At 66.9% G+C, this 19,507-nt stretch carries 13 protein-coding genes; all 13 read left to right on the top strand.

Features of this window, described 5'->3' with window-relative positions:
* Positions 1-89: 89 nt before the first annotated feature.
* The 13 genes from GF068_RS05230 to tssB all read left to right on the top strand — a co-directional run bounded on the left by GF068_RS05230 (position 90) and on the right by tssB (position 19,506).
* Positions 90-1,946, top strand: a complete 1,857-nt coding sequence (locus GF068_RS05230; protein ID WP_153818132.1) for a lytic transglycosylase domain-containing protein — start codon at positions 90-92, stop codon at positions 1,944-1,946.
* 35 nt (positions 1,947-1,981) lie between these two features.
* Entirely contained in the window at positions 1,982-4,648 is a 2,667-nt protein-coding gene (tssH, locus tag GF068_RS05225) for a type VI secretion system ATPase TssH (protein WP_153818131.1), read from the top strand.
* Positions 4,649-4,957: 309 nt separating this feature from the next.
* Positions 4,958-5,734 (top strand): DUF6261 family protein, encoded by a 777-nt coding sequence (locus GF068_RS05220; protein WP_153818130.1) that lies wholly within the window; start codon positions 4,958-4,960, stop codon positions 5,732-5,734.
* A gap of 187 nt (positions 5,735-5,921) precedes the next feature.
* Positions 5,922-7,046 carry a DUF262 domain-containing protein gene (locus tag GF068_RS05215; RefSeq protein WP_153818129.1) on the top strand — a complete coding sequence of 375 codons (1,125 nt, stop codon included), beginning with the start codon at positions 5,922-5,924 and terminating at the stop codon, positions 7,044-7,046.
* Positions 7,036-8,172 (top strand): DUF3696 domain-containing protein, encoded by a 1,137-nt coding sequence (locus GF068_RS46880; RefSeq protein ID WP_153818128.1) that lies wholly within the window; start codon positions 7,036-7,038, stop codon positions 8,170-8,172. The genes GF068_RS05215 and GF068_RS46880 overlap by 11 nt, the downstream gene beginning before the upstream one ends.
* Before the next feature lie 50 nt (positions 8,173-8,222).
* Entirely contained in the window at positions 8,223-9,071 is an 849-nt protein-coding gene (locus GF068_RS05205; RefSeq protein WP_153818127.1) for a hypothetical protein, read from the top strand.
* A 250-nt stretch (positions 9,072-9,321) separates the two neighbouring features.
* Entirely contained in the window at positions 9,322-10,017 is a 696-nt protein-coding gene (gene tssJ / locus GF068_RS05200) for a type VI secretion system lipoprotein TssJ (protein WP_153818126.1), read from the top strand.
* Positions 10,018-10,055: 38 nt separating this feature from the next.
* Positions 10,056-11,414 carry a type VI secretion system baseplate subunit TssK gene (gene tssK / locus GF068_RS05195; protein ID WP_153818125.1) on the top strand — a complete coding sequence of 453 codons (1,359 nt, stop codon included), beginning with the start codon at positions 10,056-10,058 and terminating at the stop codon, positions 11,412-11,414.
* Between the two features lie 35 nt (positions 11,415-11,449).
* The gene (locus tag GF068_RS05190) at positions 11,450-12,127 is read left to right on the top strand and encodes a DotU family type IV/VI secretion system protein (RefSeq protein WP_153818124.1); all 678 of its coding nucleotides are present in this window, start codon (positions 11,450-11,452) and stop codon (positions 12,125-12,127) included.
* Between the two features lie 39 nt (positions 12,128-12,166).
* Positions 12,167-15,928, top strand: coding sequence for a type VI secretion system membrane subunit TssM (tssM, locus tag GF068_RS05185; protein WP_153818123.1), 3,762 nt, complete (start codon positions 12,167-12,169; stop codon positions 15,926-15,928).
* A 117-nt stretch (positions 15,929-16,045) separates the two neighbouring features.
* The gene (gene tagF, locus GF068_RS05180) at positions 16,046-17,023 is read left to right on the top strand and encodes a type VI secretion system-associated protein TagF (RefSeq protein ID WP_153818122.1); all 978 of its coding nucleotides are present in this window, start codon (positions 16,046-16,048) and stop codon (positions 17,021-17,023) included.
* Positions 17,024-17,161: 138 nt separating this feature from the next.
* The gene (gene tssA / locus GF068_RS05175) at positions 17,162-18,820 is read left to right on the top strand and encodes a type VI secretion system protein TssA (protein WP_153818389.1); all 1,659 of its coding nucleotides are present in this window, start codon (positions 17,162-17,164) and stop codon (positions 18,818-18,820) included.
* Between the two features lie 194 nt (positions 18,821-19,014).
* Positions 19,015-19,506 carry a type VI secretion system contractile sheath small subunit gene (tssB, locus tag GF068_RS05170; protein WP_153818121.1) on the top strand — a complete coding sequence of 164 codons (492 nt, stop codon included), beginning with the start codon at positions 19,015-19,017 and terminating at the stop codon, positions 19,504-19,506.
* Position 19,507: the final 1 nt, after the last annotated feature.

Below are 19,507 nucleotides of genomic sequence, written 5' to 3'. Positions count from 1 at the left end.
CGCCAGGGTGCGTCGCCCCGTTCGCGGGCCCCCGGTCAGCCCCACCCGTTTTTTGACACCTTTGCCTACATCATGCGACCCTGGCCGACATGAGCCTCCTGCACAGGATTCCGCCCCTCGTTTCGGCCCTTGCCTTCGGGTACGGCGTGGGGATGAGCGCGCCGGACGCGGCGCTCGCTCCGGTTCAGGCCGCCGTGGTGGCGGTCGCGCCGCAGGCGCCGGGGGCGCCGCGGGCCGAGGGCGCGCCGATGCCGCTCGTCGTGGATCCGTCGCGGGCGCGTCTCGTGGGCGAGCCTGCGCGAGGCGGGATCCGAGCGGCGCAGATGGGCGGGCCCGAGTCGGATCGCCTCGGCAGGTTGCGGGAGGTCGAGGCGCGGGCCGTGATGCGTGGGGAGTCGTCGCCCTACGATCGGCCGACGTACTCGCGTCCGCCGCGGCTCGCCTCGGACGCGCGGGAAGGGGAGGGGGCCGAGGTCGACGATCTCGACACGGCGGGCGCAGAGGCGCTCTCGCGGCTGCAACTGCCGGACCTGAAGGTGTCGATCACGCGGCGCACGTTGAAGTACGTCCGCTTCTTCACGCGCACCGATCGGGGACGCGGGATGTTCGAGACCTGGCTCAAGCGGAGCGGCCGGTACCAGGACCTCATCCAGGCGGAGCTGCGCGAGTGGCGTTTGCCCGAGGATCTGATCTGGGTCTCGATGATCGAGAGCGGGTTCGACGCGCGGGCGAAGTCGCCGGCGGGGGCGATGGGGCTCTGGCAGTTCATGCCGGCGACGGGCGCGGTGTACGGGCTCGAGCAGAACAAGCACGTCGACCAGCGGAAGAACCCGAAGCTCGCGACGCGCGCGGCCGCGCACCACCTGCGCGATCTCTACCTGCGCTTCGGGAGCTGGGACCTCGCGCTCGCGGCGTACAACATGGGCTACGAGCAGCTCCTCGACCGGATCGATCGTTACGGCACGGCCGACTTCAACGAGCTCGCGCGGCAGGAGGCGCTGCCCTCGGAGACGGCGTCGTACGTCCCGAAGATCGCGGCGGCGGCGCTCGTCGCGAACAACCTCGAGCGGTTCGGCTTCGATCAGGTCGAGCTCGTGCGTCCCTTCGACGCCGCCGAGATCGCGGCGCCGCCCGGTTTGTCGCTCAAGACCCTGGCGAAGGCGGCCGGCGTGCCGCTGAAGACCGTGAAGCAGCTCAACCCCGATCTGCTCGGGGACAAACTCCCGCCGGGGCGCGGTGACTTCCTCGTGAACGTCCCGGCCGAGTCGCTCTCGCGCGCGCACACGATGTTGCCCGTGCTCTTGCAGACCGAGCCGATCGTGACGGAGGACGCGGCCGTGCTCGATCCGGTCGATCTGCTCGGCGGTCGCGATTTCGTGCGGCGTCGCGCGGCGAGGCGGGACAACGACAGCCTGCTCTCGCTCTTGCCTGCGTGGAAGAAGCGGCGCGCGCTCCGGGATCCGGTCGAGGAGCTCGCGGCGCAGGCGGGCGTGTCGCCCGCGGACGACGACGAGGGCGACGAGGAGCCGTTCAAGCCGCGCAAGAAGCGCGCGGGGCGCAAGACGGTGCTTTACAAGGTTGGTCAGGGCGACACGCTCATCGGAGTCGCGCGGCAATTCGCGATGGATGTGGAGGACGTGGCGCGGGACAACAAGCTCGGCGAAGAGGACAAACTCCGCGCAGGATCCATTTTGAGGCTCCGCGTCAAGCCCGGCGTGCTCGGCGCGCTCGATCTCAACGCGGCCGAGGGGGGTGAGGCGGGCGCCAAGGCCGAGGAGGCGCAACGTCGGATCATCGAGCCGGGGGCGAGCGCGAGCGCGAGCAAAGACAAAGAAAAGGGCAAGGCCAAGGCCTCCTCCGACGCGGCGCGTTCGAGCGAGAAGACGGGACCGCAAAAGGACCGCGCCGCTGGACGGAAAGGATCGCGGGGCCGATCGCGCGGATGACGGAGCGCCCGGAGTCCTTGTAGGATGCCCGGGCCATGATGCTCGTCGAAGCCAAATCCATCATCAAGCGGCTCACCAAAGTCTGCACTGCTGCGCTCGAGGCGGCGGTCGTCCAATGCGTCAATGCTCGGCATTACGAGGTGACGGTCGAGCACTTGCTGCTCGCGCTCCTCGACGACGCGAACTCCGACATCGCGTTCATCGTGATGCACTACGACCTCGATCCCGCGCGCCTGCGGCAGGCCCTTCAGAGGAGCCTCTCGGATTTGCGCACGGGCAACGCGGGCAAGCCCGTCTTCTCCCCGACGATGCTCGAGTGGATGCAGGACGCGTTCGTCGTCGGGTCGATGGAGTACGGCTGGACGAAGGTGCGCAGCGGCGCGCTCTTCGCCCGCCTCGTCAACCAGCCGACGCGTTACTCGATGAGCGGCATCGGCGCGCTGCTCGAGGGTGTCTCCCGCGAGGACGTCAAGAACAACCTCCCGAAGATCATCTCGGGCTCGAAGGAGGACGGCGAGACGGCCCCTGTCGCGGCAGGCGGGGCGGGCGGCGGAGCGGGCCCGGGCGGGCTGCCGCAGGGCGCGGCGAGCGCCTCGGCGGACTCGGCGCTGGCGAAGTACTGCGTGGACTACACGGGCCGCGCGCGCGCCGGCCAGATCGATCCGATCTTCGGCCGTGAGGGCGAGATCCGGCAGATGATCGACATCCTCGGTCGTCGGCGGAAGAACAACCCGATCATCGTCGGCGACAGCGGCGTCGGCAAGACGGCGCTCGTCGAGGGCATGGCGCTCATGATCGTGAACAACCAGGTCCCGCCGCTCATGCAGGGCGTGGAGATCATGGGCCTCGATCTCGGCCTGCTCCAGGCCGGCGCGGGCGTGAAGGGCGAGTTCGAGAACCGGATGAAGCAGGTCATCTCGGAGATCAAGGGTTCGCCGAAGCCGATCATCCTCTTCATCGACGAGGCGCACACGATCATCGGCGCCGGCAACCAGCAGGGCGCGGGCGACGCGGCGAACTTGCTCAAGCCCGCCCTCGCGCGCGGCGAGCTGCGCACGATCGCGGCCACGACGTGGGCCGAGTACAAGAAGTACTTCGAGAAGGACGCGGCGCTCGCGCGGCGCTTCCAGCCCGTGAAGGTGGACGAGCCGAGCGAGGCCGTCGCCATCACCATGATCCGCGGCCTCCGGCCGAAGTTCGAGGAGGCGCACAACGTCATCGTCTCGGACGAGGCGGTCGTCGCGGCGGTCAAGCTCTCGGCGCGTTACATCTCGGGTCGCCTCCTGCCGGACAAGGCGGTCGATCTGCTCGACACGTGCTCGGCGCGCGTGAAGATCGCGCTCCAGCAGAAGCCCGCGCAGGTCGAGGACATCGAGGTCCGCATCGACACGATGACCCGCGAGCTCGAGGCGCTGCGGCGTGACCGCGACGCGGGCCTCACGATCGAGCAGGAGCGCGTCGAGTACCTCGAGGACCGGATCGCGAAGTCGAAGGTCGAGCTCGAGAACACGCGCGTCGCCTACGACAACGAGTCGGCGGGCGCGAAGAAGATCCTCGAGGCGCGCACGCGCATGAACGAGGCGAAGACGACGGAGGAGAAGGACGCGATCCGTCGTGAGGTCGTGGCGGCGATCGACGAGCTGCACAAGAGCCAGGGCGAGGTGCCGCTGCTCCGGCCCGACGTCGACGAGGCGATGGTCGCGGCCGTCGTCAGCGCCTGGACGGGCATCCCCGTCGGCAAGATGGTCTCGGACAGCGTCAAGGCGCTCGTCGAGATGGAGTCGCGCCTGAACACCCGCATCAAGGGCCAGAAGTACGCCCTCGAGACGGTGGCGAAGGAGCTCCGCGCGGCGCGCGCGGGCCTCAAGCCGCAGAACACGCCGATGGGGGTCTTCCTCTTCGTCGGCCCGTCCGGCGTCGGCAAGACGGAGACGGCGCTCGCGCTCGCCGACATGCTCTTCGGCGGCGAGCGCATGATGGTCACGATCAACATGTCCGAGTTCCAGGAGAAGCACACGACCTCCCGGCTCATCGGCTCGCCGCCCGGCTACGTCGGCTACGGCGAGGGCGGCATGTTGACCGAGGGCGTTCGCCAGCGTCCGTATACGGTCGTCTTGCTCGACGAGTGCGAGAAGGCGGATCCGGACGTGATGAACCTGTTCTACCAGGTGTTCGACAAGGGCATGCTCACGGACGGCACGGGCCTGCTCGTCGACTTCAAGAACACGGTCATCATCATGACCTCGAACCTCGCGACGGATAAGATCACGAACCACGTGGTCTCGGCGTGGGAGGAGAACCGCGAGCCGGTCATCCGCGAGATTTACGAGGAGATCAAGCCGACGCTCTCCGCGCACTTCAAGCCCGCGCTGCTCGCGCGTATGACCGTCGTGCCGTACATCCCGATCTCGCCCGCCGCGCTCGGCGAGATCACGCGGCTCAAGCTGAACGGCCTCGTCGATCGCCTGAAGAAGAGCCAGAAGATCGACGCGACGTACTCGGATCGCATGGTCGATCTCATCGCGAGCCGCTGCACCGAGGTCGACACGGGCGCCCGCAACATCGACCACATCATGCGCGCGTCGCTCTTGCCGATGCTGTCGCAGGAGATCCTCACGAAGATGGCCGAGGGCGTGATGCCGAAGAAGCTCTTCATCGACATCGACGATCAGAAGAACTTCACGGCGACGTTCCCGGAGTGATCGGGTAGGCGCGGTTGATGCGTCGAGAAGCCCCTCTCGCCTTCGGGCGAGGGGGGTTTTTCGTTTTGTGGTTCGAGGAAGGGGAGGGGGAGCCTGGGCGGCGTCCGGGCGCGCTGGGTTCGCGCGCGGGGGCGGTCCCCCCGAACTCGGGGTCGCTGCGCGACCCCTCGAACAGCAGGACCCCCCGCCCCCGCGCGCGAACCCAGCGCGCCCAGACGCCTCGCGCCTCGCTTCAATTTCGTTGGAGGTGCAATGAACGAGTGCCGGATGCGAGGGAGATCGCTAGGATTGCCGGGCGAAGGAGAGGTTATGGCGAGGTATGGATACAGCTCCGTGACGGACAAGGGGTTCTCCGCGTTCGCGAAGGAGCTTCACGCAGGGGCATGGAAGGGGATCGAGATCGAGGCGTACGACGTGCCGGATCGGATGCCGAAGGCGTCCTTGATCGAGGCTTCACGGCCCGTGACCTTGAAGCTCAGGCTGGCGTGGGGGATCCGGGATCTGGATGAGGCGCTCGGCGTGTCAGGTGACGTGATCGGGCAGCTCGATACGGAGTGGGACGCGGCGCAGCGGGCGCTGCATCTGTATCTCGGGTCGGAGGCAGAGCAGAAGGATCCGGAGCGAAAGGCGGCGGCGGAGCGGCTGCGCGGATCGTTGCTCGCAGGCGCGGGGACGGAGCAGACGACGTACGGGTACGAGGAAGAGGTGGACTTCGGCTACCAGCAGATCACGAGGGCCAAGAAGGCGCCGCTCGAAGCAGACGTGCAGAAGGTGGGGCTCGGGCCCTATCTCGCGCGGGTGGAAGAGGCGACGAACGCGCTGGCGAAGGGGATCGGGCGGGAAGGAGGGAAGAAGCGGACGGCGCCGTCGAAGCGGCTGCGCGAGGCGATGGGCGCGAGCTCGACGGCGTTCAACGCGGTGCACGAGGATCTCGATTTTCTGATCGAGCACACGCGTGCAGGGAAGGAGCGGTCGATGCTGGAGGGGCTGCGGGCTCCGTTGATCGCGCTGCTGGAGCGCTACCCAGCCAAGGCAAAGGGGGAGGGCGTGGCTGCCGAGACGGGGGAGGGGGAAGCGACGGGCTGATCAGGAGGTGGCAGGCGCGTGGGCAGGCGCTGCCGGGTAGCGGCAGCGCTTGCGGGGGTGGTTGCCAGATAGTGGCAGCGAGCGTGCGGGGGGCGCGCGGGATGCGTGAGAGGCGCGGAGAGGGGTTCGCAACTAGGGGAAGCGCTGATTGCCGCCGGGGGAGCATCGTGGTTAGTTCGGCCCCACCATGAGCGCAGGCCGTGTAGTGCTGCCCAAAAGCGAAGCTGAGATCGAGGCGCTGGATGATGAAACAGCTTCGGGTCTCGAAGGCTACCCACTCGACACCGTGCTTATCCGGACGGAGCCACGCACGATCCAGGACGTGCTTCGGCGGATCGACAAAGGCTTCATCAAGCTCGACCCTGACTTTCAGCGTGATTTCCTTTGGGACGAAGGACGGCAAAGCCGACTCATCGAGTCCGTTCTCATGCGGATCCCCTTACCCGTCTTCTACGTCGCTGAGGATGCCGAGGGGAAGTTGGTGGTCGTCGATGGGCTACAGCGTCTGACGACATTCAAGCAGTTCAACGAGGGGAAGCTGAAGCTAACGCTCAAGAATCCGGACTTGGATGCGAAAAACGTTGAGGGCCTTCCCCCCAAGCTGCGCAACCGCTTCGAGGACGGACAGCTACTCTTCTACGTCATCGATGCGAAGGCGCCGGAAAAGGTGCGCCTGGATATCTTTGATCGGGTGAACTCGGGCGTCGCACTGACCCGGCAGCAGATGCGCAACGCCCTTTACAGCGGACCTGCCACGAGGCTCCTACGAGAACTCGCGGGGTCCGCTGAGTTCAAAGAGGCATCGGCAGAGGCGCTCGACAAGAGGAAGTATCGAGAGGAACAGCGAGACCGAGAGGTTATCAACCGCTTTCTCGCTTTCCACGTGCTCGGGTGGAAGTCGTACGGAACCAAGGGTGCGGCCGACATGGACGAGTTCCTCGGGCGCGCGCTACGCCTCGTCAACAAGATGTCCACCGTCGAACGTGAGGATGTCCGATCCGCCTTCTTGCGCAGCATGGAGAGGAACCGACGAATCTTCGGGCGACACGCATTTTGCAAGCATGAGAGCGCGGACGATCGGAAGCATCCGTTCAACGTCGCGCTGTTCGAGGTGTTCTCCGTCTTGCTCGCGCTCTATGCCGAGGGGGAGGGCGAGGCAGGCGATACGGCGTTGCGATCGGCGTTCTACAAGCTCATGCGGGACTCCCGGTTCGCACGGTCGATCAGCGCAGCCACCACCGCTGTTGAGACCGTACACACGCGCTTCGAACGCGCCGAGAAGATGGTGCGGGGGGTGCTCGGTGATCCGTGAGCTTCACCTGCGGGCGTTCAAGCGCTTTCAGGACGAGCGGCTGCGCCTCGCGCCACTCACCTTGCTCACGGGGTTCAACAGCGGTGGCAAGTCGAGCGCGATGCAGGCGCTGCTCCTCCTGCGGCACGCGACGATCATGGCCGGCGACGGCGATGCGCCCAAACGCGCGGTGCCTCTCAACGCGCCCGGGTTGACCCTCGGCAATCTGAAGGCCGTGGTCAACGAGATCACGGGGCGAGGCGAGTTCTCCGCGGGCGTCGACACGGGCTCGGTCCGCGTCGAGTGGACGTTCGGTTCCCCGGAGTGCCCAACCGACAGCCTCGCCATCCCTACCACGTCCTCGACCTCGCCGCCGGGCAGCACGGAGGCTGCGACGATCAGGCGCGCGCTTCGAACGCTCCGGTTCGTCCCGGCCGACCGACATGGGCCCGCGGAGACGTATCCTCTCGACGACCCTGCCCGTCACGAGATGCCGGGCGCGCGCGCGGAACTCTCGTTCGGCAACCTGTGGTGGCTCCTGAACCAGGACTCGAGGAATGGAGCGCTTCGGCATCCAGACCCGTCGGTGCCCGCGACGTTTGATCATCAGGTCAAAGCATGGCTGACAGACCTGTTTCCCGGCGTGGAGCTGGAGGCGCGCCCCGTCGACCACGCGAACCTGATGACGCTTGGTGTTCGAACGAACGCCGAGCTTCGGTTCCATCGGCCGAGCAACGTGGGCTTCGGCATCACGTACGTTCTTCCCGTGATCATCTCGCTCCTCATGGCTGAACCGGGAGACATCGTGATGCTCGAGAACCCAGAGGCACATCTGCACCCGCGTGCCCAGTCGCGCGTCGCGCGCCTCTGCGCGAAGGCTGCGGCGGCGGGCGTGCAGGTGATCGTGGAGTCACATAGTGACCACGTGCTCAACGGGGTGCGCGTCGCCGTGCATGGAGGTGAGATCGCTCCGGATGACGTCTCGGTCTTGTTCTTCGCGGCTCCGTCCAAAGAGCCCAAGGCGAGCGTCGAGCACATCCGCGTCGATCGTAGAGGTCGGCTCGACGGCTGGCCGGAAGGGTTCTTCGACGAAGGAGACCGTCTGCTTGACCGTCTGCTCGAGCCGGTGGGATCGGGGGGACCGTGACCGCGTGCGTTGTTCTGAACGATGAGAGTCTACGCGGTAGGTTCACGGGTGTGGACGATGCGAGCCTCGTTGGGCGGCTCGCGCGTGCCCTCCAGGATCTCGTCGGCAACGTGGCTGAGTACCGCAAGAACGACGTTGAGGTCTGCTTGCCCATCGCAGGCTTACCGGCGCGTATGCACGCGGCACTGAGGGCGCTGGAGAAGCGCGACATGGACCTTGCGAAACGCACGCGGCAGGTGCTGACGAAGAGCAGCGCGATGTTCGACGAGCGCGGGCGCGTGGAGGGGCAACGCGTCCCTGCCGACGATGTCGCGATGAAGGGCGGTCAGAAGGTCGCGGCTCTTTCGGCCGCATGGAATTTGCAGGCCATCTGCTGGAGCGCGGAGCACCCTGACTGGCGGGAGCATGTGATCCACGTGGATGTCGTCGCTCCCTCTCATGCGATGGGAGCACCCTCAGTCACGAACCTGTGGAACGAGGTGACGAACGAACACCGAAAGGCGCTCTCTCTGCATGTTCGGGAAGTCTTGCCGCGGTACGAGAACCCCGGTCATCACGATCCCGAATCACCAACGCCGGAGCAGCAAGCCAACTACGGCAAGTTCAGAGGCAAGAAGTCCGAGATTCCGAGGAACGCCGTGAGGCTTCTGCGACACGCGATACGCGATGAGCGCGGCGGTGCGACGTGGTGGGCGCTCTGTGAGCACAAGTTCTTCCACCGGTTCCAAGGGAGCACCAACATCGATGGCTGGCCCCTCGTGCACTGGAACGGCACCACCGACGAGAGGGCGTACGGTAACAAGGTCCCCGAGGAGCGGACGACGGTGCAGGACATTCCGCCGAAGGTACGCGCGGAACTCGAGACGCGCGGGCCCGTGGACGGTTGCGGATGTCGATAGCTGACGTCCCATGCGAAACGCGCGTTGAACGAGGCCCCCTGGCGAGGCCCCACGGGGCGCGGGCGGTGGGTCCTGTGTCTGAGGCCCGGAGGGCCGAGTTCGGGGGGACCGCTCGCGCCCCGTGGGGCCTCACCGGGGGGCCGATCTTTCCACCCAGCACGAGCTCCGCCCCGCCCAGCAGCGCGCTCCAGCACACCCTTTCGGCAAAAAGCTGGGCCACTCGTCGCGCCTTCCGATAAAAAGGAGGGCCATGGCGGCCTCAGCGTCCACCACCTCCTGGAAACGCAAGCGCACGGCCCTGGCCCTCGCCTCACTCTCGTTGGTGGGTCTTGGCCTCGGCACTGCGTTCGGCTCGTTCGCGATCGGCTGCGGCCCCGCGGCACCGCCGCCGGAAGCGGCGAAGCCGTGTGACGTCCAGATCGTCACCCTCCGCATCTACGCCGCGGACAACGTCAACCCCAACGAGAACCAGAACCCGCGCCCCGTCGTCATCCGGCTGTATCAGCTCAAGGACGAGATGCGCATGCAGAACGCGACCTACGACGAGGTCCTCCTCTCCGACAAGGAGGTCCTCGCCGACGACATCGTCAAGGTGGACGAAGTCAGCGTTTTCCCGAACGATCTCGTGGAGGTGAAGTTCGAGCGTGCCAAGGAGGCGAGCACGCTCGGAGGCGTCGCGCTCTTCCACAGCCCGAAGGGGCAGAGCTGGAAGACGTTTTATGCGTTCCCCTTGATGCCGGGCGAGGCCCAGTGCGGCGGGCGCGAGAGCGACGCCGGTGCGCAGGCCGACCCCAAGACTGCCTTCTTCGTCGAGTCCACGAAGATCGACAACGGCAGCGAGTTCGACGAATCGATGTTCCCGAACGCGACATCGATTCGCAGGGTCAACCTCCCGAAGGCGTCGGGCGGCAACGCTCCGCCGAAGGCCGCTGCCCCGGCCCCCTAGGGCCCGGCGGCGAGTTCTGATAAGACTGACCGGGCGATATGATCCACCCGCGCAAGCCCGTCTGGACCGAGGGGCTCTTCATGACCCCTCAGCATCTTCAGCAAGGGGACCAGTACCACGAGGCGCTGCTCCAGGCGCGTACGAACGCGCTCTTGAGTTACCCGTGGGGCGTGATGGGCGTGCAGTTCGACGAGCGCGCCCTCTCCGCGGGTCAGCTCAAGCTCGTCAAGTGCCACGGCTTCTTCCCCGACGGCACGCCGTTCTTCGTTGGTGATCGCGGCGAGGACGTGGTCGAGGCGCGGCCGCTCGAGGGCGTGTTCCCGGCGGCGCTCGAGGCGCTCGACGTGTTCATCGCGATCCCGAACGTGCGTGAGACGCACCCGAACGTCGCGCTCGATCCGGCGAAGGCGAACCCTGCGATCCGGTTCGTCGCGTCGACGACGACCGTGCCGGACTTGACGACGGGGCGCAGCGACACCTCGATCGTCTGGGCTCGTTACAACCTTCGCATCCTCTTCGGCACCGAGCCGCGCGACGCGTACCAGACCGTGCGCATCGGCCAGCTCGTGCGGGATCGGACGGGCGCGATCGTCCTCAAGAAGAGCTTCATCCCGCCGATCCCGCACATCGGCAGCTCCGATCACATCATGTCGGGGATGCGCCGCATCCTCTCGGCGATGGTGGGCAAGCAGAAATCGCTCGCCGAGGGGCGCAGGTTGCGCACGGCGGCGTCGGTGGACTTCCAGTTCTCCGACACGGCGAAGTTCTGGATGCTGCACACGTTGAACGCGTTCATCCCGGCCGTCTCGCACATGGTCGATCATGGCAACGCGCACCCCGAGGATTGTTACGTGCTCATCGGCTCGCTGATCGGCGAGCTCTGCACGTTCGCGGCCGACGGGGATCCGACGACGCTCCCGAAGTTCAACTACCTCGACCTCGAGGGTGTCTTCGAGCCGCTCTTCGATCGTGCGCTCACGCTCGTCTCGAGCGTGCTCGCGGAGAACTACACCGTGGTTCCGCTCGAGAAGCGCGAGGATGGCATGTACCTCGGCAAGTTCGAGGATCCGAAGCTCCCGCGCACGCACGAGCTCTTCCTCGAGGCGAAGGGCGCGGACGAGGCGACCTTGCGCGAGCGCCTGCCGCGGCTGCTCAAGATGGGGTCGTGGACGCAGATTGGTTACATCCTGAACGCCGCCATGCCGGGCGTTCGGGTCGCGGTCGAGTACCGGCCGCCGGGGGCGATCCCGGTCAAGCCGGGCGTCATCTACCTGCGCGTCGACCAGGCTGGCGATTACTGGAACGACATTCTCGGCTCTGGCACGATCGCCATCTACCAGCCGATCGATCCGCAGAAGGTCGATCTCCGGCTGATCGCGGTCCAGGGCGGCAAGTGAATGAAGCGCGCGGCTTCTGAGATCATGGGGAGCGCATGAGCCTGTCGCAGTCGATGTATTGGGTCTGCTCGGATGTCCTGTCCTTGATCCTGCAGCTCAGGAACTCGCGGGATCTGCCTGCGCCGGACATCCTCCAGCGCCGCGTTCTGCAGCTCTTCGACACGATGATGCAGAACGGCCGCGAGGCTCGGATCCCCGAGCAGGACATGATCGACGCGAAGTTCGCGCTCGCCGCGTTCGCCGACGAGGTCATCTACCACTCGAGCTGGCCGGGCAAGACGCAGTGGCTGTCGAACCCCCTGCAGCTTCAGTTCTTCCAGCTCAACACGGCGGGTGATCAGTTCTTCGTGAACCTGGACAACCTGCACGGCCAGCGCAACCGCGCGCACGTCGCGCAAATTTACTTCCTCTGCTTGGCCCTTGGCTTTCAGGGGAAATATCGTCTCCGGCACCAGGAGGGACTCCAGGCGGTGGTGGAGGGGCTCGGCAATTACGTGGCGCTGGCGGAGGGCGGGGGTGATCAGCTCGCGCCGAACGCGGAGCGCAAGGACGGCGGTGGTGGGGCCGTCCGTCGCGAGCTGCCGTATCTCTTCATCGCGATCGGGTTCCTCATCCTGGCGCTGATCGTGATCTTCATCCTTTGGCTCATCATCGGCTCGAACGCCGACTCGACTGCCGAAGCCATCAAGAAGCTGCTGGGCGGCGGCAAGTAGAGCGCCGGGGGGTTTGCCCCGGACCGAGGGAGACGTTCCATGTGGCTGTGGATCTTGAGCGCCTTGTTCCTCGCCCTGGTCTGGGGCGTGTGGTTCATCCTGAGACCCACGGGGCCGGGGCCGAGCGCCGAGGTGTTCCCGACGTGGATCCCGATCGCCATCACGGCCGTCGTGGTCCTCGGGTTGGTTGGTCTCATCGTGTATCGCCGGATCCGCGCGGCGCGTGCGGCGCGCGCGCTGGAGAAGGCGATCGCGCAGCAGGCGCAGGAGCAAGCGCTCAACGCGAAGCCCGAGCGGCGCGCCGAGATCCAGGAGCTGCACCGCCAGCTCCAGGAGGGCATCAACGCGCTGAAGTCCTCGAAGCTCGGGGGCGGAACGAACGCGCTGTATTCGCTGCCCTGGTACGTGATGGTCGGCCCGCCCGGCGCGGGTAAGACCACCGCGCTCCGGCACTCGGGGCTCGTGTTCCCGTACCTCGATCCTGCGGGTGGTGGCGTCCGCGGCGTCGGCGGCACGCGCAACTGCGACTGGTGGTTCACGAACGAGGCGATCCTCCTCGACACCGCTGGCCGTTACACGACCGAGGCCGACGACCACGACGAGTGGATGGCCTTCCTCGAGCAGCTCCTCAAGTACCGCCCGGACAAGCCCGTGAACGGCGTCGTGTGCGCGGTGAGCATCTCGGAGCTCGTCGACGCGACGGAGGAGCAGGTCGAGTCGATCGCCAAGAAGGTCCGCGCGCGTATCGACGAGATGCAGTCGACCTTGAAGATGGTCCTGCCCGTCTACGTGATGTTCACGAAGGTGGACCTCGTCTCCGGGTTCGTCGAGTTCTTCGGCGATCTGAAGAAGAGCGAGCGCGGCCAGGGCTTCGGCGCGACGGTGAAGCTCGACGCCAACAAGAGCGAGCCCGGCAAGATCTTCGACGCCGAGTTCGACGCGCTCGTCGAGCGTGTGCACGACCGCGCGCTGCGCCGCATGGTGACGGAGCGCAACCGCGGGACCAAGGAGAAGGTCTTCCAGTTCCCGCTCGAGTTCGCGGCGATCAAGAGCAACATGTCGCTCTTCCTGAACACCGCGTTCCAGCCTTCGAAGACGGCGGGCCTCGCCACGCCGATCATGCGCGGCTTCTACATGACGAGCGGCGTGCAGGAGGGCAAGCCCCTCGATCGCGTCCTCGGCACGATGATGAGCGCGTTCGGCCTGCGGCCGGCGGTCGCGGACGAGCCCTCGACGGCGGGCTCGACGGAGGCGAAGAGCTACTTCCTCAAAGACGTCTTCATGAACGTCATCTTCCCGGACCAGGACATCGCGGCGCGCACCGCGGCCGAGGTCCGGAGGCAGAGGATCCAGCGCTTCGCGGCGGCGTTCGCGGCGGCGTCGCTCGCGCTCCTCTTGCTCGTGCCGGCGGTGATGTCGTTCGTCAACAACCGCGCGCTCGTCGCCGAGACCTCCCGGATCTCGAACGAGGCGGCGGCCGTGAAGTGGACCGACAGCACCTCGCCCGTCGAGAAGATCGAGAAGCTCGACAATCTGCGCTCGCACGCCCAGCTCCTCGATCAGTACCGCGAGGAAGGCGCGCCCGTCAGCTACCGCTGGGGGATGTACCAGGGCGACAAACTCTTCGAGCCGACGAAGGACCAGTACATCGCGTCCTTGCGTGAGGGCTTCGTCAAGCCCGTGCGCGCGCGGCTCGAGGAGCGCCTCGGCGCGGCGACCGGCGGCAAGTACCTCGAGGAGTACGACGACCTCAAGACGTACCTCCTGCTCGCCGACGAGAACAAGATCCACCTGCTCCCCGAGTCCGAGATGGCGTGGGAGACGGGCAAGCTCCTGCAGCACTGGGTCGACATCTTGCGCCCGACGACGGACATCCCCGAGCCGGATCTCCGGATGAAGCTCGCGCCGCACGTGAAGTACTACGTCGACCTGCTCCGCCGCGGCGCGATCCGGGGCGAGGAGCTCGACAAGCGGACCGTGGAGCGCACGCGCGACATCCTCGCGCGCGTCGGCCCGACGCAGCGCTACTACGACAAGTTCGTCACCAAGCTCGAGTACGAGAAGTACGACGAGAACGGCCCGAACACGCGCGAGAACCTCAAGTATCCGCCGATCTCGCTCGACGAGCTCTTCTCGGATCGCCCCGAGGTCCTGAGCAAGATCCGCAGCTCCCAGAAGGAGCGCACGAGCAAGTGGTTCCCCGTGCGTGGCCCGTACACGGCGAAGGGCCACGCGCAGGTCGTCGCGAGCCTCGAGGAGGGCGTGAAGGTCCTCGAGCGCGAGCGCTGGGTCGTGCCGCCGACGCAAGAAGAGGAGCGCCAGGGCGACAAGATCGCGCAGGCCCTCGCGCGCGTGCGCCAGGACTACGACACGCAGTACATCCGCGAGTGGCTCGAGTTCTTCCGGGACATCCAGGTCGAGATCCCGCCGAACAACAAAGAGGCCATCGAGGAGTTCCGCGTCCTCTCCACGCCGGACTGGCCCTACCAGCGCCTGCTCCGCGCGCTCGAGGACAACACGCAGTTCGACACCGCGGACAACCAGGCCGAGCAGCAGGTCATGCAGGACGGCGGCGTGCTCGATCAGGTCAAGGAGCGCGTGAAGCGCCGCATCGACTCGTCGTTCAGCACGCGCACCGGCACGAGCGGACGCCTGTCGCAGATCGTCAACTTCGGCGGCCCCGGCGGCGCGGTCGCGTACGATCCGATCCCGGACAAGTTCCGCTCGATGGTCCGCTTCGGCGTGCCCGAGCAGCCCCAGAAGACGGCGGAGGGCGTACCTCCGCCGCCTCCGACGCCGGCCGAGCTCTCGAAGTACATCGGCCACCTGGAGCAGCTCGCGGCGGAGATGGGCGGCATCGAAGACGCGCCGCCCGGCGCGACCACGCAGGCCGCGCGGGAGAAGTTCTCCGAGGCCGTGCGCGAGACGGAAAAGCTCCTGCTCAAGATGGACGAGACGGGTCAGGAGCTCATGACGCCGCTGCTCATGAACCCGCTGCGCCAGGCCTACAAGGCCGTCATGCGTAGCGCCGGCGGTTCCGCGAGCGGGCTCTGGGAGGTCGTGGTTTGGCCGCCCTTCCGCGAGAACATCAAGGATCGGTATCCCTTCGATCTCGCGGCCTCGCGTGACGCTTCGTTCGACGACACGATCGCCTTCTTCAAGCCGAAGGAGGGCATCCTCTGGGGCTTCTACGAGCAGTACCTCAACGACTTCCACATCCGCGTGGGCCACGACTTCATCCCGAAGGGTGGCCTCGAGGGTCGTCCGAAGCCGGCGAAGCCGTTCACGCCCTTCAATTCGATGCTCTATCCCTGCCTGCACCGGGCCCACGAGATCACCGAGGCGCTTTTTGCGGCCGGCGACGGGGAAAAACCCAAGGTGACGTTCCACGTCAACCTGAAGACCGTGAGCCCGATCGTCAGCGAGGTGCTCTTCGAGATCGACGGCCAGAAGCGCCTGTATCGCAACGAGAAGGAGTTCTGGCACACGTTCACCTGGCCGGGCGAGAAGCAGACCGGCGCGCGCCTCCGCGTGCGTGGCGCCGGCGGGCTCGACGAGGAGCTCGTGCGTGAAGGGCCCTGGGGCATCTTCCGCCTCTTCGAGGCCGGCACGACGACGGCCGAGAAGGACAAGGACAGCGTCTTCACGGTGACGTGGCAGATGACCGCGCCGCCCGTGACCGTGACGATGGAAGTGCGCCCCACCCGCACCAACCATCCCTTCGTCAATAGCTTCTTCCGCGCGACGAACTGCCCGTCCAGCATTGGCGACAGCTTCGGCGGCGGGAAGAAGGGATCCTGAGACGGTGTTCCACAGGCGCGCCACGTCCGCCTGTGGAATGCCCTCCGAGGGTTCGCCCGAGGCAGCACGCCCCCTTGTAAAAAGAGGGGGTTCGTGTATTTGTGGGCCGGGCCGGTGATGTTCTGGCGAAAGAAGAAGGCTCCCGCGAGCCCCCCGCAGATCGGCTGCTTCGGCAAGCTGCCTGCGACGGGTGATTTCATCCGCTTCAATGCAGGTGGAGACGAGCTCGCGGCGTTCGATCGCTGGCTCGGCGGAGGCCTCGATTTCGCGCGCCGCGCGCTCGGCCCCTCGTTCGAGGCCGCGTACCAGCCCTCCGTCGGCCTCTTCATCTTCCACGGCGAAGGCAAAGGCGACGAGCCACCCACGCGCGGCATGGTCGGCGCCTGGGCCGCGAGCGGCGACAACGCGGGTCGCACGTACCCGATGGTCGTCTTTGCTTCGTACGATTACGGGCAGCTCGTCTCCGCGGGCGCGTCGCTCCCGATCGCGCTCTGGTCGCTGCTCGCTGCGTCGTACGAGCTCGCCACGAGCGGGCGAACACTCCCGGTCGACGCGTTCGTCGATCGCGTGTCGCGCATTGCGGTCCCTTCGCTCGAGGACGCGGACGCCGCGGGAGCGGGGTATCGCTCGTGGCTCACCACGCAGTCGATGAAGGCGCTCTGGGAGACGGGCTTCGGCACCGACGCGAGCCGCTACTGGGTCTTGCAGAACGTCTTCGCCTCCGTCGAGCCCTTCCGCGGCCAGGAGAACCCGAAGACGGGGCTTTGTATTCGTCTCCCGCTCGGCGCGGGCGACGCCTACGCGGCGGCGGTGTGGATGGATATGACGCTCCGCCTCGCGCGCTGGAAGAACACGCTGCTCAATTGCTTCTGGGTTCCGCAGCAGACGATGCTCCTCCACCTCGGACCGCCGCACGTGGCCTCGTTCCGTGAGCTCATCGCGCCGACGGGATACGCCGACCACGTCGTGGAGCTCTGCCGTCCTCCGACGGTCGACGAGCCCACCTCGCGCCGCGCCCTCGGCGTGCAGCTCGACGCCCTCGTGGCCCGCTCGGAGCTGACGATCTCGGGCTTCCTCGAAGGCCTCGGCCAGTAACGATCCCGCCGCCCGCCTGGGCCCCGCGCTTTCGTTCGAGGCGCGCACACGTGGTGCGATCGTGCGCCGCCCGTGGGTATGATGCCGTCCATGGCGGCGAGTGACGCGGTAGAAGCGGCAAAGACCCGAGTGTCGGCGATGATCGAGCTGATCTCGGGAGGTGTTGGTCAGGACGTCTCGTACGACGAGCTCTTCGAAGCGATCAAGGCCGAGGTCGACAAGGCGCAGTCCCTCGAGGGCGGCAAGATCGACTGGTCGAAGATCGCGATGAACGCCGAGGAGCTGCTCACCGAGAAGTCGAAGGACTTCCGCCTCGCGGTGTATTACGGCGCGGCGAAGGCACACACGGACGGGATGCAGGGCGCGGTCGATGGGCTCGTGCTCATCAACGAGCTCTGCACCGCGGTCTGGGACAAGATGTATCCGCCCATCAAGCGCCCGCGGACGCGCGGCAACTTGATGAGCTGGTACGGAGATCAGGTCGCGGCCGCGATCGGGACCTTCAACCCGACCGCGGGGGACGCGGACATCGTCGGCGCGCTCGAGCAACAGACCCGCCAGCTCGACGGAGAGCTCCGGGACAAACTCGGCGACGCGTACCCCGGCATGGGGTCTCTGCGCGAGTCGTCGCGGCGCATGCTCGCGAGTGTCCCGAAGGCACCTCCGCCGCCGCCACCTCCGCCGCCTCCACCTCCGCCGCCACCTCCGCCGCCGCCGCCCGAGGTCGCAGCGCCGCCGCCTGCGCCCGTGGCCGTCGCGCGCCCTGCGGCGCCTGCGCCCGTGGCCACGTATGCGCCTGCGCCCGTGGAGAGCGCGGAGATCCAGGTCTCGCTCCCCGACGCGACGAGCATCACGGACGCGGACTCGGCGAACGTGGTGCTCGATCAGGTGAGCACCTTGCTCATGCGCGCGGGGGAGGCGCTTCGCGCGGCCGATCCGTCGAGCGCGTTTGCGTATCGCATGAGCCGCACCGGGCTCTGGCTCTTCATGCAGCAGGATCCGCCGGCCGAGGGAGGACAAACCTACCTGCCGTCGCCGCCCGATCACGTGCGCGGCGCGTTCGACGGCATGGCCGAGGCGGGCAACTGGGATGGGATCCTCGCGTCGGTCGACGAGGTCGCCTCGGAGTATCGGTTCTGGCTCGATCCGCACCGGCACGTCTCGAACGCGCTCGAGAACCTCGGCTACGCGGACGCGAAGCTCGCACACCTGCGCGAGGTGGCGCTCCTGATCTCGCGCGCGCCGACGCTCCCGGATCTCACGTTCAACGACGGCGTCCCGCTCGCGGATGAACAGACGAAGGCGTGGATCGACGCCGAGGTTCGTCCGGTGCTCGGCTCGGGCGGCGGCGGCGGCGGCGCTGCTGCGGGCGGAGGCGCGCCGGGAGGCAAGGGGTTCCGCGCGCTCGACAAGGCGATCGGCGAGGCGCGAAACCTCATCGAAAATGGGGATCCGCTCGCGGCCATCCAGTGCGTATCGAAGGTCGCGGGTCAGGCCGTGACGCCGGTCGACAAGTTCCGGAGCAAGCTCGCGATCGCGCAGATCTGCTTGCAGATCGGTCAGCTCGCGATCGCGCGGGCGCAGCTCGACGGGCTCGAGCGCATGGCCAAGCAGCACCGGCTCGACGAGTGGGATCCGGAGCTCTGCGCCGAGCTTTATGGGGCGCTGTACACGGCGCTTCGTGGCTTGAACCAGGGATACGAGGTGAGTGAGGAGGCGCGTAAGCGCGAGAACGAGGCGTTCGAGCGCCTCTGCGAGCTGGACGCCGCGGCGGCCTTCCGCATCTCGATCACCTGAGCGCCCGCGTAGTAAAAGAGCGGGCTGGTTCGGAAAGATAACGATGGACGAAGTCGGGGTAGTTTGCGGTATTCTCTGGCCGCCTGTCGAGGTGGGCCCCGACCTGACGGCAATCTCGTTTCAACGTAGGGCGGCTCGGAAAGGCCGCTCGGAGCAAGTAGCTCTCCAAGCGTAGGGGAAAGGAGCCTTCCGCGATGAAAGAAGGATCGGTCGCGCCGAAAGAGCGCGTCAACATCACGTACAAGCCAGCGACGGGGAACGCGAAGGAAGAGGTCGAGCTCCCGCTGAAGCTCCTCATGCTTGGCGACTACACCATGCGCCCCGATCCGACGCCGCTCGAGGATCGGAAGCCCATCAACGTCGACAAGGACAACTTCCAGAAGGTGATGGCGGAGCAGAAGCTGTCGCTCAACCTTGCGGTCAAGGATCGGCTGTCGGAGAACGAGGACAACGAGCTCAACGTCAACCTCAAGTTCCGCCGTTTGTCGGACATGGAGCCGGCGGCGATCGCGAACCAGGTGCCGGAGCTGAAGAAGCTGCTCGAGCTGCGCGCGGCCCTCACGGCGCTGAAGGGCCCGCTCGGCAACGAGAAGGCCTTCCGCAACAAGATCCAGACGATCCTGAACGATCCCGCCCAGCGCAACCGGCTGATCAACGAGCTCGGCCTGAAGCAGGGGGAGGAATAAG

This window comes from Polyangium spumosum (assembly GCF_009649845.1).
Taxonomy (GTDB): domain Bacteria; phylum Myxococcota_A; class Polyangia; order Polyangiales; family Polyangiaceae; genus Polyangium; species Polyangium spumosum.
The sequence above is the reverse complement of the archived record's forward strand: the minus strand, read 5'-3'. Positions and strand labels throughout refer to the sequence as shown.

Bases quoted from the DNA above. Each gene is read 5' to 3' on its own strand.
- GF068_RS05190 (WP_153818124.1), top strand. From the start codon at position 11,450: ATGAGCCTGTCGCAGTCGATGTATTGGGTCTGCTCGGATGTCCTGTCC.
- GF068_RS05230 (WP_153818132.1), top strand. From the start codon at position 90: ATGAGCCTCCTGCACAGGATTCCGCCCCTCGTTTCGGCCCTTGCCTTC.
- GF068_RS05215 (WP_153818129.1), top strand. From the start codon at position 5,922: ATGAGCGCAGGCCGTGTAGTGCTGCCCAAAAGCGAAGCTGAGATCGAG.
- tagF (WP_153818122.1), top strand. From the start codon at position 16,046: ATGTTCTGGCGAAAGAAGAAGGCTCCCGCGAGCCCCCCGCAGATCGGC.
- GF068_RS05220 (WP_153818130.1), top strand. From the start codon at position 4,958: ATGGCGAGGTATGGATACAGCTCCGTGACGGACAAGGGGTTCTCCGCG.
- tssA (WP_153818389.1), top strand. From the start codon at position 17,162: ATGATCGAGCTGATCTCGGGAGGTGTTGGTCAGGACGTCTCGTACGAC.
- tssK (WP_153818125.1), top strand. From the start codon at position 10,056: ATGATCCACCCGCGCAAGCCCGTCTGGACCGAGGGGCTCTTCATGACC.
- tssB (WP_153818121.1), top strand. From the start codon at position 19,015: ATGAAAGAAGGATCGGTCGCGCCGAAAGAGCGCGTCAACATCACGTAC.
- tssJ (WP_153818126.1), top strand. From the start codon at position 9,322: ATGGCGGCCTCAGCGTCCACCACCTCCTGGAAACGCAAGCGCACGGCC.
- tssH (WP_153818131.1), top strand. From the start codon at position 1,982: ATGATGCTCGTCGAAGCCAAATCCATCATCAAGCGGCTCACCAAAGTC.
- tssM (WP_153818123.1), top strand. From the start codon at position 12,167: ATGTGGCTGTGGATCTTGAGCGCCTTGTTCCTCGCCCTGGTCTGGGGC.